Consider the following 23553-nt stretch of genomic DNA (forward strand, 5'->3'; position numbering starts at 1 on the left):
AACAAACCCCTTGATATAAGTCAAGGGGTTTGTTGTTTTGTTCATTTAGCTTGTAATAGCTAAATTATTTAACTTCAACTGAAGCGCCTGCTTCTTCAAGCTTAGCTTTAACCGCTTCTGCTTCTTCTTTAGCAACTTTTTCTTTCAATGCTTTTGGAGCGTTGTCAACCAATTCTTTTGCTTCTTTCAGGCCAAGACCTGTGATTTCGCGAACTGCTTTGATAACGTTGATTTTGGAAGCACCAGCGCTAGTCAAGATTACGTCGAACTCGGATTGCTCAGCTTCAGCAGAAGCTACTGCACCTGCAGCAGCTACTGGAGCTGCAGCAGTTACGCCGAATTCTTCTTCGATTGCTTTAACAAGATCGTTCAATTCCAGTACAGTCATGCCTTTGATTGCTTCCAAGATTTGCTCTTTACTCATGAGTGAACCTCCATATATAATATTATTTTTTTAAATTCATTTGCCGCCTAAGCAGCATTCAGATCAAGTTGCTTACGCGCCTTGTTCTTCTTTTTCTGCAACTGCTTTAACCGCAAGCGCGAAGTTGCGCACTGGCGCTTGAAGCACGCTGAGGAGCATGGAGAGGAGTCCATCGCGGGATGGCAGTTCTGCCAATGCCTTAACTTCTTCTACTCCGATTACGCGACCTTCTACGACTGCACCTTTCAATTCCAGCGCATCGTTCTTTTTCGCGAAGTCGTTCAGAATTTTAGCTGGAGCCACAACGTCATCTACGCTGAATGCAATTGCAGTAGGACCTGTAAGAACATTTTCAAGTTCTGTCAGTTCTGCTGCTGCTGCTGCACGGCGAAGCAACGAGTTTTTCAGCACTTGGAATTCGATCCCTGCTTCACGAAGTTGCTTACGCAACTCAGTTACTTGGGCAACGTTCAATCCGCGATAGTCAACAACAACAGTTGTAACGCTCTCGCGCAATTTTGCTGTTACTGCATCAACGGATTCTTGTTTTGCTTGAATCACTTTTGCGTTTGCCAATCTGTACACCTCCTGATCAAATTTATCCCATTAAGAAAAGCCTCCGTAGAATCACGAAGGCTTGATATATACTCATCATCGATTTGCATCGTTCTAAGTTCTATAATCACACCTCGGCAGGAAATTAAGCCAAATGGCACCTACTGTCTACGGCAAGCATATTCAAATGTCAACGGTCAGTCACTCGGACTCACAACTTTTATATCTTATCAAAAACAGGACAAACCTGTCAAGAGATATTATCTAAAAGCTGCTGCGTTCACGCGTGCGCCAGGGCCCATCGTGGAAGAAAGACTAACATTCTTCAGATAAACACCTTTTGCTGCCGCTGGTTTAGCACGATTCAGAGCTTCCATGAGAGCTTTGAAGTTCTCATTAAGTTGCTCAGAAGAGAAAGAAGCTTTACCAATCGGTGCATGAATTTGACCTGCACGATCCAGACGATATTCGATTTTACCGGCTTTAATTTCTTGAACAGCCTTAGTTACATCGAAAGTTACCGTTCCGGCTTTAGGGTTAGGCATCAGACCTTTACCGCCGAGCAGTCGGCCCAATTTACCTACTTCACTCATCATATCTGGTGTCGCTACGCAGACGTCGAATTCGAACCAGCCTTGTTGGATTTTGTTGATCATGTCTGCATCACCAACATAGTCCGCGCCAGCCGCTTCCGCTTCTTTCGCTTTGTCACCTTTTGCAAATACCAATACGCGTTGTGTTTTACCTGTACCGTGTGGCAAGACAACAACACCACGTACAGCCTGGTCTTGCTTACGAGGGTCTACACCCAAACGAACTGCTGCTTCGATTGTTTCATCGAATTTTGCAGTAGCTGCCTTTTTCACAAGCTCTACAGCTTCTGAAGGCTCGTAAGTTGCTTCGCTGTCAATCAGCTTAGCAGCTTCCAGGTATTTTTTACCGTGTTTAGCCATGTTTTATTCCTCCTTTGTGGTGTTAGCGGATATACCTCCCACATCAACCGGTCGCGAATCGACCGGTTTTACGAAGCCATGTTTCTTATGAAAATTAGTCTTCGATGGTGATACCCATGCTGCGGGCAGTACCTTCGACCATACGCATAGCGGACTCAACGTCTGCTGCATTCAGGTCAGGCATTTTTGTTTCTGCGATTTGACGTACCGCATCACGTTTAACAGTAGCAACTTTTTTCTTATTCGGTTCGCCTGATCCTTTTTCAACTTTAGCTGCCACTTTCAACAGAACTGCTGCTGGTGGAGTTTTAGTGATGAAAGTAAAGGAACGGTCCTCGAATACAGAAATTTCAACTGGAATAATCAATCCCGCTTGATCAGCTGTACGAGCGTTGAATTCTTTACAGAATGCCATGATGTTGACACCTGCTTGACCCAAAGCTGGACCGACTGGTGGTGCTGGGTTTGCTTTACCTGCTGGAATCTGCAGTTTTACCATTTTAATAACTTTTTTCGCCATGATTGACACCTCCTTGCAAAATAGTGGTTAACGGGTTTTTCAACCCTCCCACAAGAAACTTGAAGAAACTATATCTTCTCCACTTGCGTGTATTCCAACTCAAGCGGTGTTTCCCGTCCAAACATGTTCACGTGCACTTTCAACTTGCTTTTCTCTACCAAAATCTCTTCCACGGAGCCTACGAAATTCGCAAAAGGACCGACTTTAATACGCACGGATTCCTTAATATCGAACTCAATTTTCGGCTTAGGTTCAACCATTCCCATGTGCTTCAGAATTTGTTCCACTTCTTCAGGCAACAATGCAGTTGGTTTGGACCCAGAACCTGTCGAACCGACAAATCCTGTAACCCCTGGTGTGTTGCGAACAACATACCAAGAATCATCCGTCTGTACCATTTCCACCAAGACATAACCGGGGTAAACTTTACGCATAACGGTTTTTTTCTTACCGTCCTTGTTTACCACTTCTTCTTCCATAGGAACAAGAACGCGGAATATCTTGTCTTCCATGCCCATAGACTCTACGCGTTTTTCCAAATTGGCTTTGACCTTGTTCTCATACCCTGAATAGGTATGAACGACGTACCATCTTTTTTCCATATCAAGCCACCGGAACCCTTCTTAAATAATCGCTTCGATCACAAAGGAGATGCCAATGTCAATGACCCAAAAAAACAGCGTCATAACCACAACAGTACCAAGTACGATCAATGTGTAGTTGGTCAGCTCTTTACGATTAGGCCAGCGAACTTTTTTAAGTTCAGCCCAGCTTTCTGAGAAAAAGGAAATCAGAGATTTGAAACTTCGTTTCACGCCGACACCTCCAAAAACTATCTGGTTTCGCGATGAGAAGTCTGCTCGTTACAAAACTTGCAAAATTTCTTCATCTCCATGCGGTCGGGGTGATTACGCTTGTTTTTTGTCGTAGTGTAATTTCTTTGTTTGCAGTTAGTACAAGCCAAAGTAATAATTACCCGCATGATGTACACCTCCCGAAGACTTCCACATTCAAGCAGAGTCTCTAAATTGATCCTGAAAAAAAGCCATAAATTTAGGCCTACCTAAAACACTTTATCACAAGGGTATAACCATGTCAATGAAAGAATAGTCTTTCATTCATTGGGTATTACTTCCTTACAACGTACATTCGTTTCTCATCTCTGTTTTTCTCTTCTCCTGCTTGGACCGAGCGATTACTAGTATAAACATTCTTAGATTTTATAAACTTGAGACACTAAAAAAAGACTCAAACACCGAGCCTTTTCCGTCAACGACAACATGTGTTTAATTATCTCGAACTTCCAGGTACTTTTCAAGTTTGCGCTTGACGCGCTGAAGTGCATTATCAATGGACTTCACATGTCTGTCCAAATCTACTGCAATCTCTTGATAAGATCTCCCGTCCAGATACAACATCAATACTTTACGTTCCAGATCACTCAGAATCTCGGACATTTTATCTTCCAGGCCCACAAACTCTTCCTGATTGATGATAAGTTCTTCCGGATCACTGACCTGGGTTCCACAAATCACATCGAGTAACGTACGATCAGACTCTTCGTCATAAATAGGCTTGTCCAGAGATACATAAGAATTAAGCGGAATATGTTTCTGACGTGTTGCTGTCTTAATCGCCGTGATGATCTGTCTTGTAATACACAGTTCGGCAAAAGCCTTGAACGAAGCCAGTTTGTCCCCTTTGAAATCTCGAATGGATTTGTAGAGGCCAATCATTCCTTCTTGAATAATATCTTCCCGGTCTGCCCCAATCAGAAAATAAGATCTTGCCTTGGCGCGTACAAAGTTACGATATTTGTTAATTAGAAACTCTAACGCTTCGCTTTCGCCTTCACGGAAAGCTTCGACAATGTCTTCGTCACTTTGGTAATCATACTTAGATAACATGATATCTTTGAGGTCGACACTCACAGACAATCCCTCCGGCTGCAACGCAAGGTACCCCGTTACTCTACTCTATGAAATATAGGATCAGTATATATGATGGTACCTCACACCGTCAACCACGCTCTGCCTAAAAAAGAACATCAATAACATAAATGTCAAGAGTTTCAATATTCTAAATTTTGTAAAAACGTGCTGTTATTCCCGGCGCCATCGCTCAAACTCTTTCAATACATCGGGACTTAACTTACCCCCGAGTGTGTTACGCGTGGTCTTCGCCTGATCTTCTTCCAGTCGTTTTTTTAATTCTTTTTCGTTCTGCTCAACTTCAATTAGCAACTCCCTTGCAGATACACGTAGCGCTCCCTGTCCAAAAATGACATGTTGCTCTACCATATCGCTCGTAGCCACATAGATTTGGCGTCTTCGCATGCTTAGTTCCCGAACGAGTCTCTCAATGCATTCGTCTGCCGTCTCTTTTTCCTTTGTAAAATAGATCTGCACTTTGCTCTGAGTAAAGGATTTACCGAGTCCAGGCACGAGGTAGGCGTCAAACACAACAATGACTCGACGGCCGGAGAAAGCCTGGTAGTCTGCAAGACGAAAGAGAAGCCTGTTACGTGCCTCTTCGAGCCCACTTTCCGCCAGTTTGGTTAATTCCGGCCAGTCGCCAATCATGTTGTACCCGTCTACAAGAAGCACATCACGGGAATCAGCCATACCTTCTATTCCTGCGCTTGACGCGAGCGGAGCACTTCGTACATGACAACCCCGGCTGCCACGGAAGCATTCAGGGAATTAATCTGACCTTGCATTGGTAGTTTGATCAGCACATCGCATTTCTCACGAATAAGTCGTCCCATTCCCTTGTTCTCATTTCCGATTACCAATGCCACAGGGCCAGTAAAGACTCCATTACCAAAGACACCTTCGTGAGCGGTGACATCTGTCCCTACAACCCATACACCTTCCTCTTTGAGGCGATCGATGGTCTGACCAAGATTACTTACACGAGCCACTGGCACGTACTCCACAGCACCTGCTGATGTTTTGGATACTGTCACGGTTACCGCTGCCGAGCGACGTTTCGGTACAATGACGCCATGCGCACCCGTGCAATCTGCTGTCCGCAAAATAGACCCCAGGTTATGAGGATCTTCAATCTCATCCAGCAGAATCAGGAAAGGATGCTCATTCTTCGCTTTTGCTGCGGCAAGAATGTCTTCTACCTCCACATAAGCGTAAGGTGCTGCTTGAGCAACTACCCCCTGATGCTGAATGCCTGGTACCGTTTGATCCAGCTTACGCTTGTCCACGTGTTGAATGACAATACCTAGTTTTTTAGCTTCCGAGATAATAGGTTGAGTCAGATGTTTCTGTGCTGTATCGGCAATCCATATTTTATTAATGGTCCGGCCTGAACGCAGCGCCTCCGTCACGGAGTGTTTACCGGCGATCCATTCTTCTTCCATCGTTGTTCGATCCTCTCTGTAATGCGTTGTTTTGTTGAAATTTCTATTTTTTTGTCGGTGATGGCGATTGTTGTTCCGCGTGCTCAATGCCAAGCCCGATCAGTTCAATCATGCGATCATGATGACCACTGCTATAGAGGTAACCAATGAGACATTCAAAAGCCGTAGCATGTCTGTACTCCAATACATCTGCATTTTTGGGTACACTACCCGACTTGGCATTCCGCCCTTGCCGGACGATATCCCGTTCTTCCTCTGTCAGTTCATCCTCAATCGTTGTAAGTATGCGGCTCTGTGCCTTCGCTGATACCAACCCGGTTGCACTACGGTGCAAATGATTGGGACGCATGTTTGCCTTCGACAACAGATATTGACGAACAGCTACCTCATATACCGCATCACCAATATAGGCCAGTGCAATAGGTGGAATCAACCTCGCAGGTCTGGAAGGAGGATAAGGGAACCACCCTCCCTCTGTGACCTGGTCCCGTTGTTTTGGTGTATTTGGATGTCCTTCGCTCATTTGCGCCGCCATCTCATGCCCTGCGCCGTATCTTCAAGCAGAATGCCACGTGCAGACAATTCATCACGAATTTCATCCGCTCTTGCCCAGTTTTTGGACTTGCGCGCTTCTACACGCTCTTCAATCAGACGTTCTACTTCCTCATCCAGAAGTTCTGGCTCTGCGTCAGTATAAATGCGCAGTACAGCATTCAATTCACTGAACAATTCGAGGAGTGCACGAATGTCTGCCGCATTAACCACTTCTTGCTGCAACAGTTGGTTGGCTTCCCCTGCCCACTCAAACATCGCAGTAATTGCATCAGGAGTATTGAAATCATCCTTCATCTTCTCGTGATACTGCTGACGAATTTGGTCGAGTCTTGCCGCAAACTCTGCTGTGATGTCCTGATCAACAGTTACTGCATTCAGACGATGGTTCAGGTTACCTACCGCATTTGCAATCCGGTCCACACTGTTCTGTGCCTGCTCCATCGTATCATCCGTGAAGTTCAATGGATTGCGATAGTGGGTAGACAACATGAAATAACGAATCGCTTCGCGTTTATATTGATTCCGCAAGTCTTTAACCAGAACACCATTACCGAGTGATTTCGACATCTTCTCGTTATCAATCCGGATGAATCCATTATGCATCCAGTAGTTCGCAAGTGGTTTACCTGTTAATACCTCGGATTGGGCGCATTCGCACTCATGGTGCGGGAACTGCAAATCCTGTCCGCCCCCGTGAATGTCCAGTGTATCCCCAAGGTACTCCCTAGCCATGGCGGAGCACTCAATATGCCAGCCTGGTCGACCATCGCCCCAAGGACTGGACCAATAGATCTCACCTGGTTTGGCAGCCTTCCAGAGCACAAAATCTTCGGGATGCTCTTTGCGCTCGTCCACACCCACACGGATTCCAAATTGCAGCTCCTGCAGGTTTTGTTTCGAAAGTTTGCCATATTCGCTGAATTTGCCTGTGCGATAATAGACGTCACCGCCATTTTCATACGCAAATCCTTTTTCAACCAGCTCACGGATAAAATCAATGATCAGCGGCATGTTTTCCGTTACTCTCGGATTGCTGCTTGCCTTGGGAATACCCAATCCCTCAATGTCTTCATAATAGGCAGCAATAAACTTCTCAGCCACGTGAGGAACGTCTGTTCCAAGTTGTTCTGCTTTGCGAATCAACTTATCGTCCACATCCGTGAAGTTCACCACATAGTTCACATCATGCCCTGTCTGTTCCAGGTATCCACGAACCGTGTCGAAAAAGATAACCGGGCGTGCATTCCCGATATGAATGTAGTCATATACCGTTGGTCCGCAGACATACATTTTTACTTTCCCTGGCTCTTGAGGAACAAATTCCTCTTTGGTACGACTCATCGTATTATAAATCTGAAGCGTCATGGTCACTTATCCTTTCATCCTATACTGCCTTTATTTATTGTATCACGTATCACGCACAGTCTCATTTTCACGGGCATTTTGCAGTGTACGTACTTCTTCTTGCAATCGTTCGAGTTCTTTTTGCATACCGCGCAAGGAGTCAACGACCGGATCGGGCAATTGCTGACTGAGGCGATCTACCCGTCGGCCATCCTGTTTAACAATTCTGCCCGGTATACCTACTACGGTACTATTGGAAGGGACCTCCTTAAGCACAACAGAGTTCGCACCAATGTTACATTGATCCCCCACGCTAAATGAACCCAGCACCTTGGCTCCGGATGAGATAACCACATTATTACCAATGGTCGGATGTCTCTTTCCTTTTTCTTTCCCTGTTCCGCCCAGGGTAACCCCCTGATAGATAACGACATCATCGCCAATCTCACATGTTTCTCCAATAACGACGCCCATTCCGTGGTCAATAAACAACCGATTTCCGATCGTAGCTCCAGGATGTATCTCAATTCCTGTCATAAAACGGCTAACCTGCGAAATGAACCGGGCAACCGAGAACCATCTTCGCTTGTATAAAAAATGAGCGATCCGGTGTGCCCATATCGCATGCAGCCCTGAGTAGGTGAATACCACCTCAAACCAACCTCGGGCCGCCGGATCGTTTTCAAACACCGCCTGGATATCTGATCTGATCTTCTTGAACATTCTCGTTCCCCTCTTGTTCAGGTTCCCGTCCTCCGGCTTACCGGACGGCGCGTTCCTTGGTAGTGTACTGCACACTCGCCTAAACAAAAAAACGCCCCTGCAGCATTTAGCTGCAGAGGCGTTTATCGCGGTCCCACTCTGCTCGGTCCATTCTTAAATAGAATGAGCCCTCAAGCGGTTTGGTAACGGAAACCAATCGTCACAACCTATCCTAACGTTTTCCCATGTCATGATCGACAAAGGCGGGGCCGGATTCGGCTGTGCAGCTCACGGGCGCATTTCGACTGATGGACAGTGGATGGTTCACAGCCACCGCATCCAAAGAAATCTCTCTTTGCTACGGGACCATCCTCTCTGAATCTGTCCGGGTCAGTCTACTCCTCCCGATCTTTGCTGTTCTATTAGATACATCATATCAATTATTCGTTGTGTTGTTATTATAGCGAAAAGGCCTCAGACTGACAACAGCCTCCTACGTAATCCATCCATCGTAGGACTGTGTTCAGATTCCAAATAAACGGAATGTCTTCGACTAAGATTATTTTACTTGTGCAAGCAAACGTTCGATCACCGTATCACGACCCAGAAGCACGATCGTTTGGTTCAGATCCCGTCCATGTGTCTGTCCAGTCAAGGCTACACGAATTGGCATAAAGAGCTGTTTGCCCTTAAAGCCGGTTTCTTTCTGTACTTCCTTGATCAATGCAGCCATTTTGCTTGGAGTAAACTCTTCGCTCGCCTGTACTTTATCCGCAAATGCCTTCAGTACAGTTGGCACCTGCTCCTCCGCAAGCACTGCTTCTCCTTCACTTTCAAGCTCCAGATTGGAACGGAAGAATACTTCCGACAATTCGACAATATCGGAGGCAGAATTCATCTGCTCTTGGTACAGGTGTACCAGCGTATAAGCCCATTCTTTTTGTTCAGCAGACAGCTCGGAAGAAATACGTCCCGCCTTTTGCAGATGGGGAATGGCCATTTCGGCAATACGTTCCGGGTCAGCATGTTTGATATAGTGGTTGTTCAAGTGCGCCAGCTTGTGGGTATCAAATACCGCAGGGCTCTTGGACAGACGTTTCGTATCAAAAATGGAGATCAGTTGCTCTTGCGAGAAGATCTCTTCTTCCCCTTCCGGCGACCAGCCGAGTAAGGAAATAAAGTTAAACATCGCTTCAGGCAAATAGCCGAGCTGATCATACTGCTCAATAAACTGGATAACGGACTCATCCCGTTTACTCAGCTTCTTGTGATTTTCATTCACGATCAACGTCATATGACCGAATTGCGGTGGCTCCCAGCCAAGCGCTTCATAGATCATCAGTTGACGCGGCGTGTTCGAGATGTGATCTTCCCCACGCAGGACGTGGGAGATCTTCATCAAGTGATCATCCACAGCAACGGCATAGTTGTATGTGGGAATGCCGTCTTTTTTCACAATGACGAAATCACCGGATTCCTTGCTGTTGAACGAGATTGTGCCTTTAACCATATCATCAAACGTATATGTGCGCTCTTCCGGCACACGGAAACGAATACTCGCTACGCGGCCTTCCGCTTCAAACGCACTAATTTGCTCTGGAGTCAGGTCACGGTGTTTGCCAGAATAACGCGGTGTTTCTCCACGTGCTGACTGTTCCTCGCGCTCTTGCTCCAATTCTTCTTCCGTGCAGAAGCAACGGTAAGCCAGACCTTTATCCAGCAATTCCTGCGTATATTTACGATAGAGGTCCAGACGTTCCGTTTGACGGTATGGTCCGTATTCTCCGCCCACGTCAATACTTTCGTCCCACTCAATTCCGAGCCATTTCAGGTATTTCAGTTGGCTTTCTTCACCACCGGCAATATTCCGTTTCACGTCCGTATCTTCAATACGAATAATGAATTTACCGTTATTATGTTTGGCATATAAATAGTTAAACAACGCCGTACGGGCATTCCCGATATGCAGGTGTCCCGTTGGGCTCGGCGCGTAACGCACACGAATATCCGTGCTCATATGATCCCCTCCGTCACTAATTGATGATGATATCACACACGTACAAGGCAAACAACGGATTGAGCGGCAATGCCCTCTCCCCGTCCCGGGAATCCCAGTTGCTCTGTCGTTGTTGCTTTCACGTTCACCTGCGTTACATCCGCTTCCAGTGCCTTGGCAATAACCTCAGCCATCTGTGGGATATAAGGAGCCATCTTTGGCTTCTGGGCAATAATCGTTGAATCGATATTCCCTAGCTTATACCCGCGATCCTTCACAAGCTGCCATACATGCTCCAGCAATTTCAGACTGTCCGCATCTTTGAATTCCGGATCGGTATCCGGGAAGTGCTTGCCAATATCCCCAAGTGCCAGTGCACCCAAAATGGCATCACTGATCGCGTGCAACAGCACGTCTGCGTCCGAGTGACCCAGCAGACCTTTTTCATAAGGAATCGTTACTCCGCCAATAATACACGGGCGTCCCTCTACCAGCTGATGTACATCAAATCCCTGTCCTACACGTATCATCGCTTCTTCTCTCCCCCCAGCAAAAACGCAGCATATTTCAAATCTTCCGGCGTTGTTAATTTGATATTGGTATAATTGCCTTCCACAACCTTGACCGACATTCCCTGACGTTCAGCCAGCATGGCATCATCTGTTCCCAGAAATCCGTCCTGCTCAGCTGATTCGTAGGCGGAGAGCAGGGAAGAAAGACGAAAAGCCTGCGGGGTTTGAATGCTCCACAGACTGCTGCGGTCTGGCGTCGCCGTAACGACTCCTTCCGCATTCACTTGTTTGATCGTATCCTTCACGGGAACCGCTAGCACAGCTGCTCCACCACCGGATAAGGCGGCCGCCATGCATCCCTTGATCTGCTCATGGTTCACAAAAGGACGTACCCCGTCGTGAACGAGAACCCAATCCGTCCCAAGTGCCTCAAGGCCTTTATGGACAGAATGTTGTCTCTCTTTCCCTCCGGGGATAACACGGACACGTGAATCCAGTTGGTATTCTTTTACCCAATCCTGGCAGCGTTCAACATCTGCGGTTCCTGTGACCAGCACCATCTCGCGGATCTCGTCCAGCACAGCAAATACCTCAAGCGTATGTATGAAAACGGGCTTGTCCTGCAGCAACAGAAACTGTTTGCTCTCGGTCGTCCCCATCCGGGTTCCGCGACCTGCTGCCACAATGACAACGCCCCACCCTTTATCCATGCCGCAATCCCTGCCTTGTCTGTCAGTTTATCGTCCAAAGATATACAATATCATTCAACGATACACTACCCATCATACCGCTTTATTGGGCTTTTTCCAACAGTTTCGGCTTGGCAAAAATCATTCGTCCCGCTGAAGTCTGCAACACACTGGTCACCAGCACTTCCATCATCATGCCGATATACTCGCGTCCGCCCTCCACAACGATCATTGTGCCATCATCCAGATAGGCTACACCTTGACCATGCTCCTTGCCATCCTTGATGATCTGCACCATGATCTCCTCACCTGGCAGAACGACTGGCTTAACCGCATTGGCGAGATCATTAATGTTCAACACAGATACACCCTGGAGTTCGCACACTTTGTTCAGGTTAAAGTCATTGGTGACCACTTTACCCTGAAGCACTTTAGCCAGTTTAACCAGTTTGCTGTCCACCTCGGAGATTTCCTCGAAATCCCCCTCGTAGATCAGGACTTTTACATCAAGTTCCTTCTGTATTTTGTTCAAAATGTCCAGTCCACGCCGTCCTCTGTTCCGCTTGAGCAGATCCGATGAATCAGCAATATGCTGTAACTCCTCCAGAACAAATTCCGGAATTACGATCGTGCCTTCAATAAATCCGGTTTTGCATATATCAGCGATACGCCCATCGATAATAACACTGGTATCCAGAATTTTATGTTCTTCCATCCGTCTATCCTCGTCCACCTCGGGATGACCCCATCGTCCAGACATCCAGAAGGCCCCCAGATCGTCTTTCTTCGCCATGGCAAGGGTATAACCGGAATAAGCACTAATCACCGTCAGCGCCACTTGCAGCACTTCTCCTGCCGTCCCCATCCATCCCACAACAGGGTAGAGCAACAAGGCCACGAGCAATCCTGCAACTGTACCTGCAGCACCTGCAGCCAATTCGTTCATAGGTACTTTTGCCAATGAGTCAATTCCACTATGCAGCCTGTCTGCCATCAATGTTCCACCAATATTACATACAGCCATAAACATTACAGCTCCCAGCAGCGTCGATATACCAGCTCCCAGTAATCCTGCTGACTGAATCCACTCCGCCATCCATGGGACCGATTTTCCTGCCAGATGATATGCCGTGTAGCCGAACCATGCACCGCACAATCCTGTAAAAGTTAAAATGCCTTTTTTCCACATTAGTCCCTGCACCTCCTTCAATGTATCTTGATCTTTATATCCAGTATGATCCAATTCCTGAATTGCTAATCCCATCTGGAAGAACTTTTTGGAAATGTTGCAATCGTCAGTTGAAAGTAGGTAAATTATTGGCATATAATGAATTCAATTCATATCCCGAGGTGAGTGGCAAAATGAGTACGCTAAGTTTACAGGCTTTCCAGGATCAAGTTTCTGAACTGTTGTTGCGTCATCGCAGCCTGATTGATGTACTGTCCAAAACGGGACAAGCCGGAGCGTCTGTTAACCGTGCCGTGTCCAAAGCCATTACCGAATGCGGCTGCATCGAGCTGCACGCCACCAAGCAGAAATATGCCCCGGAGAGCGATATCGCTCAAACCAAGGGCCTGCTGGAAACGCATGTGGAAGGTGAGTTGTGTGAGAACTGCAGAGAGGTCATCAGCTCTGAACTAGGGCGGAACCTGTTCTACATGTCGGCTCTCTGCAACCTGCTGGACATTAACATGGAAGAGGTCGTAAATCACGAATCACAGAAGTGTTCAACGTTAGGGATGTTTAATCTGTCGTAAGAAGATATGTATGTCGTCCGTAAGGGTTTCTTTTACCGTAAATAGATCTGAATAAACAAAAAGCACGCATTCTCCAGTTCAGGAGAGTACGTGCTTTCTTTGTATAGTGTCTGTCCCCAAGGCGACTTAACGATCGGAAGGACGGGAAGATTTCTCATCCTTGCGCTTTTTCGCCCGACTACGCGAGGCTGCTGTTCGCACATTATGCTTCATTCCATACAAGGCGTATAACACCAGCGGAATAAAGATCAATTTGGATAACTGCTCTGGGAAAATAACGGCTACAGCTATGGCAAATAACACAACCCATGGTGCAATCCAGATTGCCTTGCGTGGCAAACCAACCTTTTTGAAATTGGGATATTTAAGCGAACTCACCATCAGATACGATAACAGCAACGTAGCAATCATCATGCTAACCGGGCCAATATCCTTATTGAACAAGGACAGTGTGGCCAGTACCCCGCCGGCTGCCGGTATCGGCAGACCTGTGAAGTACCCGGGAATTCCCGGACGAACATTAAATCGAGCAAGACGAATGGCTCCACAGATCGGAAAAGCCGCTGTTGCGATCCAGGCGAGAATCGGCATTGAATCTTGAAACGACACCATAAATATGATCAGGGCTGGTGCTGCACCAAAGGAAACCATGTCAGACAAGGAATCCAGTTCCTTGCCGAATTCACTTTGGGCATTAAGTGCACGTGCCACTCGGCCATCCAAACCATCCAGCAGCATCGCTACAATGACCATAATGGCAGCCAAACTGTAATTTCCATCAATCGCAAGCAAAATTGCCATCATTCCAAGAAACAGATTACCCAGGGTAAAGAGATTCGGAATGAATCTGGTTAGCATCGTTGTTTCACCTCATCCATTTCAAGCCTTTATATAGGCAAACCCTTACATCTGTCTGTCGATAAACATTTGCTCCTGCAAACGTTTGAGGCCTTCCTTAATGGTCCGGGCACGAACTTCACCAATACCGTCCACTTCGTCCAGTTCTTCAATTGTAGCCATAATAACATGAGGCAATTGTTCGAATTGATCCACCAGATTATGGATAATGACATTGGGCAGGCGGGGGATCTTATTTAATACCCGGAATCCACGAGGGGCAACCGAATCCTCAGAAGTAGCCGCTGATGATGGATAGCCGAGAAGACGGACAATATGATGTGCATCCAGCAACTCATCGTCCGACAATCTTTTCAGTCCCACGATAATTTCACGGATTTTGTCATCACTGTCGTCACGGGCATAGTCTTTATACAATAACCAGGCTTCTTCTTCCGTTGTACCCACAAGTTCTTCCATTTGCATGGAAATGAGTCGTCCCTCATTCCCGAGTTCATGAATGTACCGTTGGATTTCCGTTTTGATCCGCATCACCATTTCGGTACGCTGAATCACATTAACCACTTCAGGAATCGTTACTAATTCCTCAAATTCCGAAGCACTCAGATTCGTAAGGGACTGTGTTAATACCGCTTTGTATTTCTCCAGGGTTTGGATCGCTTGATTCGCTTTGGTCAAAATAACCCCGATTTCCTTGAGGGAATAACGAAGTGTTCCCTGATACAAGGTAATGATATTCCGGCGCTGCGATATGGATACGACCAATTTACCCGTTTGCTTTGCTACACGCTCTGCCGTCCGGTGACGAATCCCCGTCTCTGATGAAGAGATAGATGAATCCGGGATTAACTGGGTATTGGCGTAAAGAATACGCTTCAAATCCTCGCTAAGAATAATGGCTCCATCCATCTTGGCGAGTTCGTACAGATAGTTTGGGGAGAAATCACAGTTAATTGAGAATCCCCCATCCACCACTTCCATTACTTCAGGGCTGTATCCTACAACAAGCAGTGCGCCCGTCTTGGCGCGCAGCACATTTTCCAGACCTTCGCGGAAAGGTGTACCTGGTGCGATCAGCCTTAACAACTCATTCATATTATCCAGTTGGCTCATATCTTTCATCTTGTTATGCCCCCTAATCTAAAGCAACCGCTAGTGCATCTGCCACGGTATTCACACCGATCAGTTGTATCCCGCGAGGATGTTTCCAGCCCTTTAAGCTTTTTTCTGGTAAAATGACTCGTTTGAAGCCCAGCTTTGCGGCTTCCTTCACTCGTTGTTCGGCCCGTGATACGGCTCGAACTTCACCTGTCAGACCGATCTCGCCAAAGATGACGTCGTCTGGCTTGGTCGGTACATCTCTCAAACTGGATGCAATGCTAACAGCAACCGCCAAGTCTACAGCGGGCTCATCCAGCCTTACTCCTCCAGCTACATTTAAGTATGCATCCTGGGTCTGTAAAAACATGCCCATCCGTTTCTCCAGCACTGCAATGATCAGATTTAATCGATGCAGATCTACCCCTGTTGCCATACGGCGAGGAGAAGGAAAATGGGTCGTCGAGATCAACGCCTGTAATTCCACGAGCAGAGGACGTGTCCCCTCCATACTGGCAACTACCGTTGAACCTGCTACACCCAGTGGACGTTCCGACAAAAAGAGTTCGGACGGATTGCCCACCTCACGAAGTCCATCCTCGCCCATTTCAAAAATGCCAATCTCATTGGTGGAACCAAAACGGTTCTTCACCGCACGCAGCAGGCGATACGTATGATGCCGTTCTCCTTCAAAATAAAGCACGCAATCCACCATATGTTCTAACATACGTGGACCAGCAATGGCACCTTCTTTGGTAACATGCCCCACAAGAACCGTTGCAATGCCTCTGCCTTTGGCAATCCGCATGAACCTTGACGTACATTCCCTTACCTGTGCAACACTACCAGGCGCACTGGTAACTTCGGGAAGATATACCGTCTGAATGGAGTCGATGACCAGAAAATGCGGCTGGATCTGATCCACCGCTTCCTCTACACGTTCCATATTGGTTTCACACAGTACATACAACTCGGCAGAGAGTGCCCCGAGACGGTCGGCCCGCAATTTGGTTTGCTTGACTGATTCCTCACCGGAAACATATAACACACGCAAACCCGAATGCGTCAAAGCATGGGACGTCTGCAACATCAACGTTGATTTACCGATACCCGGATCTCCGCCCACCAGAACGAGTGAACCCGGAACGATTCCACCACCCAATACTCGGTTCAACTCTCCGATTCCAGTCTGTACACGCGGTTCCTGACCGCTATCTATATCTATGATAGGAAGCGGTTTATCTTTACTGTCAAACAGAGGAGAATTTCTCCCTTGTGTTTTGACCACCGTCTCTGTTTCTTCCACCATTGAATTCCATGACTGACAACCCGGACACTTACCGTACCACTTGGGGGCTTCATAGCCGCATTCCGTACATTGAAACTTGGTTTTAACTTTGGCCACTTCAGCACTCCTATAATTTAGTTTTATAACAGCATTTTGCATTATTCGACGAATTTCACCCAAACTCCCTGACGTGCAGGGTTACTAAAAGTTTACCATTGTTTGAGATTTTTCGTAAAGGATTATCGCAAACTTTACACATGTTCCTGACATAATCATGTCCGTCTTCTGTCCAAAGTGCAAAAAATCCTCCCCGGCCGAAGCCGAGAAGGATTTGATTAAGGATTATGGATCAATACAAGCTGAAGTTTAACTCCAAAGCTTGCTAAATATTATTTGGTTTCGATTTCCTCATTGGACGGAACGACTACGTCTTTTTTCGTAACAGACAGTGCACCGTTCTCTTCGTCGATGAGCAATGAATCCCCTTTGGTTACGTTACCTGTGAGCAACTCTTCGGACAATTTGTCCTCGATATGCTTCTGGATCGCCCGACGAAGCGGACGCGCACCGTAAGCCGGATCAAAGCCTGACTTCGCAAGGAAAGACTTGGCATTATCAGTGAGTTCGAAATCAACCTCATGTTCGAGCAGTCGTTTACGAAGTTCTTCACTCATAAGCGTAACAATTTCAGCGATGTGTTTTTCTTCGAGTGAATGGAACACGATAATTTCATCAATCCGGTTAAGGAACTCTGGACGGAAGCTTTTCTTCAGCTCATCCATCACTTTCCCCTTCATGTTGTCATAATCTGCTCCTGCATCTACAACTGCAGTGAAGCCCAGTGTAGAGTTACGTTTGATCGCTTCGGCACCCACGTTGGATGTTAGAATGATCAGCGTATTGCGGAAGTCAACGACGCGACCTTTGGAATCCGTCAGTCGGCCATCCTCAAGCACTTGTAACAAGATATTGAATACTTCTGGATGTGCTTTCTCGATTTCATCGAGCAAGACTACGGAATATGGTTTGCGACGAACTTTCTCTGTCAGCTGACCACCTTCTTCGTACCCAACATATCCTGGAGGCGCTCCGACAAGTCGGGAAGTCGAGTGCTTCTCACCATACTCGGACATATCAATCCGGATTACTGCATTTTCATCGCCGAACATCGCTTCAGCCAGAGCACGAGCAAGTTCTGTTTTACCTACCCCTGTAGGGCCGAGGAAAATGAATGAACCCATCGGACGTTTTGGATCTTTAAGTCCCGCACGAGCACGACGAACCGCACGGCTGACAGACTTCACTGCCTCATCCTGACCGATGACACGTTCATGTAGAATAGACTCCAGATTCATCAGACGCTGTGTCTCTTCTTCTTTCAGTTGGTTCACAGGGATTCCTGTCCAGCTGGCTACCACTTGTGCGATATCCTCAGGAGTAACCTCGGAATCGGTGCGACCTTGTTTCTCTTTCCACTGGTTCTTTGTTACATCCAGCTCTTCACGGATTTTTTGTTCCGTATCACGCAGAGCTGCTGCTTTTTCGAACTCCTGACTTTGAACTGCAGCGTCTTTTTCCTTACGGATATCTTCCAGACGGCTTTCCAGTTGTTTCAGGTTTGGTGGGATCGTGTAAGAGTTCAATCTTACTTTGGAACCCGCTTCATCAATCAGGTCAATCGCTTTATCTGGCAGGAAACGGTCTGTAATGTAACGGTCAGACAGTTTAACCGCCTGCACAATTGCTTCGTCCGTAATTTTCACGCGGTGATGCGCCTCATAACGGTCACGCAAGCCGTGCAAGATTTGAATCGCTTCTTCTGGAGAAGGCTGATCTACAGTAATCGGTTGGAAACGACGCTCAAGCGCTGCATCCTTCTCGATGTATTTACGATATTCATCCAGTGTTGTCGCACCGATACATTGCAATTCTCCACGAGCCAGAGCCGGTTTCAAAATGTTAGAAGCATCGATGGCACCTTCAGCTCCGCCTGCGCCAATCAAGGTATGCAATTCGTCGATAAACAGGACAATGTTACCTGCTTGGCGAATCTCATCCATGATTTTTTTCAGACGATCTTCAAACTCACCACGATATTTGGTTCCAGCGACTACTGAACCCATATCCAGGGTCATTACCCGTTTGTCGCGCAATGTTTCCGGAATCTCATTTGCAATGATTTTTTGTGCAAGGCCTTCAGCAATCGCTGTTTTACCTACACCTGGCTCACCGATCAATACCGGGTTGTTCTTCGTACGACGGCTGAGCACCTGGATGACACGTTCAATTTCTTTGCTACGTCCAATAACCGGGTCAAGGTTATTCTCTCTGGCGTATGCCGTGAGGTCACGTGCCAGACTGTCCAGCGTTGGTGTGCTGACATTGGCAGGTGTGCCATTATGGCTGGATACAGCTTCACTGCTGCCAAGCAATTGCAGCACTTGTTGACGTGCTTTGTTCAGGCTAATTCCCAGGTTATTGAGCACACGTGCTGCAACACCCTCGCCTTCACGAATCAATCCGAGCAGGATATGCTCTGTGCCTACATAAGTGTGGCCCAATTTACGAGCTTCATCCATAGACAGTTCAATTACTTTTTTCGCACGTGGCGTATATGCAATGTTGGTAGGTTGCTCTTGGCCACGGCCAATCAGCGTTTCTACTTCATCCTGAATTTTTTCCAATCCGAGTCCCAGGCCGATCAGTGCTTTGGCTGCGATGCCTTCGCCTTCACGAATGAGGCCGAGCAAAATATGCTCAGTACCGATGTTATTATGACCGAGACGGACAGCTTCTTCCTGCGCGAGTGCGAGCACCTTTTGGGCCCGTTCCGTAAATCTTCCAAACATCATATCTCCTGCACCTCCATGGTTTTGGATAAAACGAGGTCATGTAATGAAATAACCGTCGTATTCTTCATATCATTTTTGTTTGCAGCCGTGCTGCGAATAAAATCATTCGGCATTTGTACATGCCTTATTATATAAAAGCCGCAATGCGGCATGAAACCATAATTCAATACTATATCAGGCTAAACTAGGACTGCTTCGCTGCATTGATCGTATCACGAATCAACTGAGCTCGGTAAATGTCTCGCTCATCTGTGCGCATATCTTCCCCGAATGTTTTCTGCAAAAATCCCGGCTGTGTCATCACATTCAACTCATTCATTACCGTGATGGACAGTCCATCCAACAAGCCGAGATCCACGCCAAGGCGTACATCCGATAAGCGCTGTGCAGCTTCCTTGGAATCAACAATAGCTGCATGAGACAATATGCCATAAGAACGCATGACACGATCCGTAATCCGCAGTCTGGAGTCGGTAATTAACCGTTCTCTGGCTGTACGTTCATGACCAATCATCTGTAACACAACACCATGCAGGTTCTCGATGACTTCCTGTTCGGTCTGTCCCAAAGTAATCTGGTTCGAGATCTGGAACAGGTTACCCATCGCCTCGCTACCTTCACCGTATATTCCTCTCACCGTCAATCCAACTTGGGAAACTGCGGTTAGAATACGGCCAATCTGCTGTGTCATCACCAGGGCAGGCAAGTGCATCATAACCGATGCTCTTACACCTGTACCTACATTAGTAGGACAGCTGGTTAAGTATCCTCTGCGATCATCAAAAGCATAATCCACGTGCGCTTCAAAAGCATCATCTATTGCGGAAGCTTTCTCCCAGGCTTCTTTCACCTGGAACCCCGGATAGAGGCACTGGATACGAAGATGATCCTCTTCGTTAATCATAATACTGACTGACTCATCCTCACTGAGAATAACCGCACCATTCCTGGATTCATTCGCAAGACTTGGACTGATGAGATGTTTCTCCACCAGCACCCGTTTGTCGAGTTCGTCAATATCGATCAGATCCAACGTATGAAAATCCCCAAAGGCATGAACGTCATCGTATTGAAGTACTTCGCTCAGCTTATTCAGCACCTCTTCCGATTGCTCATTGGAAGCCAGCATCGGAAACGGAACATGCTGAAGGTTGCGTGCAATCCGGACACGGCTGCTAATGACAATTTCGGAATCAGCCGCATCACTGCGCATCCAGTCGCTGAGCGCCTTCTCTGTAAAGCGCAGATTAGGCATTACGCATCCCTCCTACTCATGACAAACTTTACTCCTGAGCTATTCCTTTTTCAAGTCCTCTGATCTGGTCACGGATCTGGGCCGCCTCTTCAAATTCCTCTTGCGCGATGCTCTCCTGGAGCTCACGCTTCAGATCAGCGATTTGCCGTTTCACCTTGATGCGACCACCAGCTCGTGCAGGCACTTTGCCTACATGGGACGTATTACCATGAACCCGCTTGAACAAAGGATCCAGACGGCTGTCAAAATATTTATAACATGAACTGCAGCCGAAACGTCCTATCTTACTAAATTGTGCGTACGTCATACCACACTCTTCACATTGAAGAGCTTTTGCAGGCGGTGTTCCTGCCGATCCACTTTTGCCGGCTGGATCAAAATCAAGCAATCCGGACAACAAGTTGTGGATGGAAAACCCACCTGCTGTTCCAGGGATCATTTCCCCTTTTTCACGGGCACATGACTCACAAATATGGAATTCCGTCTTCTCTCCATTTACGATTTTCGTAAAATGAAGTGTCGCCGGACGTTTATTGCATTCTTGGCACAGCATATTGATGTACCTCCTTTGACCCCGATAGTTTTCATTTACCGAGCAAAGATATTAACATCGCCTTCAACATTCTGGCACGAATTTGATCCCGGTAAGGAAGTTTGACCAATATAACCTCTCTAGATACAGCAGCTCGCATCAACCCGGCTTCCCGCTTGCTCAAGAAGCGCGCTTCTTCCAATTGATAGATCAGACCTTCGGCAGCTGTCTGCCCGATCTCTTCACCAATACTATGGTGCAAATGATTATGCAGAGCTGATTGGGCCGGTAATTCAATGCGCTGTATGCGAACATAACCACCACCGCCGCGTTTACTCTCTACCAGGTATCCCTTCTCGAGTGTAAAACGTGTGCTGATGACATAATTGATCTGGGAAGGTACACATGAGAATTGATCTGCCAGATCATTACGCTGAATTTCAACCATTCCTTCGGGACTTTCATGCAAAATACTCTTCAGATATCGTTCGATAATATCAGAGATATTACGCATCCAATCATCCTCCACTGTCTGAAACGTTAAGTCAATAAGGACCCACACGCCCCCACAGAGTACACCTTCTCTACCCATTTAACCAATCAGGGAAACAGCGAATCTTGCTTCCACAGGTGTTAACAGGAGAGCGAAGGAAGCACGAAGGTCCTTTAATATTCCCTTGATCCTCCGATGAAATGAATCCCGTATATTGGCGATCATGCATCAGATTGTAGAAAGAAAGCTACTTAAGTATTAAACCTTTAGTTGACTTTGACTTTCTTTGACTTTATAACCATTATAGCATATTTTGTGGTTTTGCCAAGTGGGGTCACTATTCATTTTTTACGATTTTACACGAAATATTCCCCGGACACAAAAAAACCTCCCCAAAATTGCTGGAGAAGTCCATTTGTCTTTCAATCACGCCGTATTTCTATATAAGCTAATCAAGTTAAATGGAGCAGTGGGCATAGCCATCAGAAAAAATCGAGCAAATAGGTTTCCCGCTCAGGAATCGCTTTTTCCAAAGCCTTGATTGCTGTGTTCGGTCCGTGAATTCTTCCGATTCGTGCCATTTCCGTTGGTCTGCGATATCCCATCAGCACCGCGGTAAGGGATTGAATATCCACCTTAATGGTCTGATCATCAGTAATTGGCTCCGATGTTTTCCATATGGACGCCGTTCCGTTCATTGCCACGTTTAATTGCCATGCCCCTTCATTCCATGGAGCGTGGGCATCTTCTACCTGAAGTACAATCTGCACCGGTGAGTCCTGGCTTGCAAAGGGATACTGGGATATAAACTGCTCTACACTAACGATACGCGCCATAAAATAAGGTACAATCTCCTGCTGAATCCGTGGGTTATCCAATTGGAAGGCAAGCGTATCACTGGCAGGCGCCTGCAACGTAACTTCCTGAATCATGGAATCATGGTTGGCAATGAAGGTCCACAGCCCTTGCCTAGCCTCTTCATTCAGATAGATGATCTCTTTAATGGTAAACTTATTTTCCTTAACCTCATATAAAAGATAACCTTGTGCTGCATCAGCTTCATCGTAATATACAGCCTTCTGGCTGGTCCCATTAACAAGAACTGAATTCTCCCACCTTGCATCATCCCGAACCAGAGTTCCGTTATAACGCTCAGCATACGCACTGTATACTTCCTTTAATATGCTGAGGCCCGGATCCCCACGCCGAATTGTTCCAGGTGTCGCTTTTTTCTGAGGCAAATGAGCTGTAGGTACTTTATAACGTTTAAATTCAACATACGTCTCCCATCCATACTTCCGATAGAAACCAAAAGAGAATGGATGCAAGAATGATATGCTTTGTTTGTTACGATTCATTTCTTCCAACGCATGCTTCAGCAGACCCGCTACCCAGCCTTTGCGTCTATACTCTGGCCAGGTGGCAACACCCGCAATACCGCCCATCTCGAACGATCTGCCATGAATATAGGTTTGAAAAGGAATGATGTGAAGTTTGGCTCCTAGCTGCCCGTCCTCATATACACCCCATATATCCTGTGACGAAAATTGACTCCGCCGTTTTTCTTTCTGTTCTTCACTCATTACTACTTGAAAAGCATATTCGGAGAGTGCCATCGCCGGTTCAAAATCATCTACCGTCAATTTCTGAATTTCCATGTTGTCCTACACCCCATTCGCTAGAGTTATATCAATCCAAATCATGGCCTGATATCTGATATATGTACCCCTTAGAGTGTGTCAGAGGATTCTTACAAAGTCAAATAAGAGATGCTTTCGCATCACCTAAAATAA

Annotated in this window: 26 protein-coding genes and 1 other annotated feature; of the genes, 1 reads left to right on the forward strand and 25 read right to left on the reverse strand. The window is 46.7% G+C overall.

The genetic code is table 11. From position 1 onward, the window contains the following. Window positions 1-64: 64 nt before the first annotated feature. From rplL to NST38_RS27090, 17 genes are all read right to left on the reverse strand, one after another. Complete coding sequence (gene rplL / locus NST38_RS27010) at window positions 65-424, reverse strand: 50S ribosomal protein L7/L12 (protein ID WP_017692065.1); 360 nt, start codon at window positions 422-424, stop codon at window positions 65-67. A gap of 72 nt (window positions 425-496) precedes the next feature. Then, window positions 497-1000: a 50S ribosomal protein L10 gene (gene rplJ / locus NST38_RS27015; protein ID WP_047841127.1), complete on the reverse strand. Its 504-nt coding sequence runs from the start codon at window positions 998-1000 to the stop codon at window positions 497-499. A gap of 24 nt (window positions 1001-1024) precedes the next feature. Next, window positions 1025-1171 (reverse strand) — a sequence feature (ribosomal protein L10 leader region). 68 nt (window positions 1172-1239) lie between these two features. After that, complete coding sequence (gene rplA / locus NST38_RS27020; protein ID WP_017692063.1) at window positions 1240-1932, reverse strand: 50S ribosomal protein L1; 693 nt, start codon at window positions 1930-1932, stop codon at window positions 1240-1242. 94 nt (window positions 1933-2026) lie between these two features. Beyond that, on the reverse strand, window positions 2027-2452 hold the full coding sequence (gene rplK / locus NST38_RS27025; RefSeq protein WP_017692062.1) for a 50S ribosomal protein L11: 426 nt from the start codon (window positions 2450-2452) through the stop codon (window positions 2027-2029). A gap of 68 nt (window positions 2453-2520) precedes the next feature. After that, window positions 2521-3054, reverse strand: a complete 534-nt coding sequence (gene nusG, locus NST38_RS27030) for a transcription termination/antitermination protein NusG (protein ID WP_036607165.1) — start codon at window positions 3052-3054, stop codon at window positions 2521-2523. Window positions 3055-3075: 21 nt separating this feature from the next. Beyond that, window positions 3076-3267 carry a preprotein translocase subunit SecE gene (secE, locus tag NST38_RS27035; protein WP_017692060.1) on the reverse strand — a complete coding sequence of 64 codons (192 nt, stop codon included), beginning with the start codon at window positions 3265-3267 and terminating at the stop codon, window positions 3076-3078. A 17-nt stretch (window positions 3268-3284) separates the two neighbouring features. Continuing rightward, the gene (rpmG, locus tag NST38_RS27040; protein ID WP_072735843.1) at window positions 3285-3434 is read right to left on the reverse strand and encodes a 50S ribosomal protein L33; all 150 of its coding nucleotides are present in this window, start codon (window positions 3432-3434) and stop codon (window positions 3285-3287) included. 304 nt (window positions 3435-3738) lie between these two features. Further along, the gene (gene sigH / locus NST38_RS27045; RefSeq protein ID WP_017692059.1) at window positions 3739-4383 is read right to left on the reverse strand and encodes an RNA polymerase sporulation sigma factor SigH; all 645 of its coding nucleotides are present in this window, start codon (window positions 4381-4383) and stop codon (window positions 3739-3741) included. Between the two features lie 171 nt (window positions 4384-4554). Beyond that, window positions 4555-5076, reverse strand: coding sequence for an NYN domain-containing protein (locus NST38_RS27050; RefSeq protein WP_036607162.1), 522 nt, complete (start codon window positions 5074-5076; stop codon window positions 4555-4557). Between the two features lie 5 nt (window positions 5077-5081). Beyond that, complete coding sequence (rlmB, locus tag NST38_RS27055) at window positions 5082-5828, reverse strand: 23S rRNA (guanosine(2251)-2'-O)-methyltransferase RlmB (RefSeq protein WP_017692057.1); 747 nt, start codon at window positions 5826-5828, stop codon at window positions 5082-5084. A gap of 43 nt (window positions 5829-5871) precedes the next feature. After that, on the reverse strand, window positions 5872-6351 hold the full coding sequence (locus tag NST38_RS27060; RefSeq protein ID WP_036671576.1) for a Mini-ribonuclease 3: 480 nt from the start codon (window positions 6349-6351) through the stop codon (window positions 5872-5874). Beyond that, window positions 6348-7748, reverse strand: coding sequence for a cysteine--tRNA ligase (gene cysS, locus NST38_RS27065; RefSeq protein ID WP_341344191.1), 1401 nt, complete (start codon window positions 7746-7748; stop codon window positions 6348-6350). Before cysS ends, NST38_RS27060 begins: the two co-directional genes overlap by 4 nt. Window positions 7749-7790: 42 nt before the next feature. After that, a complete protein-coding gene (cysE, locus tag NST38_RS27070; protein ID WP_036607155.1) occupies window positions 7791-8450 on the reverse strand; it encodes a serine O-acetyltransferase in 660 nt (219 codons plus the stop codon). 538 nt (window positions 8451-8988) lie between these two features. After that, the gene (gltX, locus tag NST38_RS27075; protein WP_036607153.1) at window positions 8989-10446 is read right to left on the reverse strand and encodes a glutamate--tRNA ligase; all 1458 of its coding nucleotides are present in this window, start codon (window positions 10444-10446) and stop codon (window positions 8989-8991) included. 32 nt (window positions 10447-10478) lie between these two features. Further along, complete coding sequence (gene ispF, locus NST38_RS27080; RefSeq protein ID WP_017692052.1) at window positions 10479-10955, reverse strand: 2-C-methyl-D-erythritol 2,4-cyclodiphosphate synthase; 477 nt, start codon at window positions 10953-10955, stop codon at window positions 10479-10481. After that, window positions 10952-11647 carry a 2-C-methyl-D-erythritol 4-phosphate cytidylyltransferase gene (ispD, locus tag NST38_RS27085; protein WP_339191204.1) on the reverse strand — a complete coding sequence of 232 codons (696 nt, stop codon included), beginning with the start codon at window positions 11645-11647 and terminating at the stop codon, window positions 10952-10954. The genes ispF and ispD overlap by 4 nt, the downstream gene beginning before the upstream one ends. 82 nt (window positions 11648-11729) lie before the next feature. After that, window positions 11730-12815, reverse strand: coding sequence for a PIN/TRAM domain-containing protein (locus NST38_RS27090; RefSeq protein ID WP_047841132.1), 1086 nt, complete (start codon window positions 12813-12815; stop codon window positions 11730-11732). Window positions 12816-12988: 173 nt separating this feature from the next. Here NST38_RS27090 and NST38_RS27095 point away from each other — a divergent pair, with 173 nt between their 5' ends. Then, window positions 12989-13384 carry a hypothetical protein gene (locus NST38_RS27095; RefSeq protein ID WP_017692049.1) on the forward strand — a complete coding sequence of 132 codons (396 nt, stop codon included), beginning with the start codon at window positions 12989-12991 and terminating at the stop codon, window positions 13382-13384. Between the two features lie 126 nt (window positions 13385-13510). Here the strand turns inward: NST38_RS27095 and pssA are convergent, their stop codons facing one another. The 8 genes from pssA to NST38_RS27135 form a co-directional block, all read right to left on the reverse strand. After that, a complete protein-coding gene (pssA, locus tag NST38_RS27100) occupies window positions 13511-14242 on the reverse strand; it encodes a CDP-diacylglycerol--serine O-phosphatidyltransferase (RefSeq protein WP_017692048.1) in 732 nt (243 codons plus the stop codon). Window positions 14243-14287: 45 nt separating this feature from the next. Next, window positions 14288-15364, reverse strand: coding sequence for a DNA integrity scanning diadenylate cyclase DisA (gene disA, locus NST38_RS27105; RefSeq protein ID WP_036607144.1), 1077 nt, complete (start codon window positions 15362-15364; stop codon window positions 14288-14290). Window positions 15365-15377: 13 nt separating this feature from the next. Continuing rightward, the gene (gene radA, locus NST38_RS27110) at window positions 15378-16745 is read right to left on the reverse strand and encodes a DNA repair protein RadA (protein WP_036671578.1); all 1368 of its coding nucleotides are present in this window, start codon (window positions 16743-16745) and stop codon (window positions 15378-15380) included. Between the two features lie 272 nt (window positions 16746-17017). Beyond that, window positions 17018-19480: an ATP-dependent Clp protease ATP-binding subunit gene (locus NST38_RS27115; RefSeq protein ID WP_036607223.1), complete on the reverse strand. Its 2463-nt coding sequence runs from the start codon at window positions 19478-19480 to the stop codon at window positions 17018-17020. A 184-nt stretch (window positions 19481-19664) separates the two neighbouring features. Further along, window positions 19665-20735 (reverse strand): protein arginine kinase, encoded by a 1071-nt coding sequence (locus tag NST38_RS27120; RefSeq protein ID WP_036607140.1) that lies wholly within the window; start codon window positions 20733-20735, stop codon window positions 19665-19667. 28 nt (window positions 20736-20763) lie between these two features. Further along, window positions 20764-21288 carry a UvrB/UvrC motif-containing protein gene (locus NST38_RS27125; protein ID WP_036607138.1) on the reverse strand — a complete coding sequence of 175 codons (525 nt, stop codon included), beginning with the start codon at window positions 21286-21288 and terminating at the stop codon, window positions 20764-20766. A gap of 31 nt (window positions 21289-21319) precedes the next feature. Continuing rightward, on the reverse strand, window positions 21320-21781 hold the full coding sequence (locus tag NST38_RS27130) for a CtsR family transcriptional regulator (protein WP_036607135.1): 462 nt from the start codon (window positions 21779-21781) through the stop codon (window positions 21320-21322). Between the two features lie 461 nt (window positions 21782-22242). Continuing rightward, on the reverse strand, window positions 22243-23418 hold the full coding sequence (locus NST38_RS27135; protein ID WP_341344192.1) for a GNAT family N-acetyltransferase: 1176 nt from the start codon (window positions 23416-23418) through the stop codon (window positions 22243-22245). Window positions 23419-23553 lie beyond the last annotated feature (135 nt).

The sequence above is a fragment of the Paenibacillus sp. FSL H8-0104 genome (assembly GCF_038050215.1).
GTDB classification, from domain to species: Bacteria; Bacillota; Bacilli; order Paenibacillales; family Paenibacillaceae; genus Paenibacillus; species Paenibacillus amylolyticus.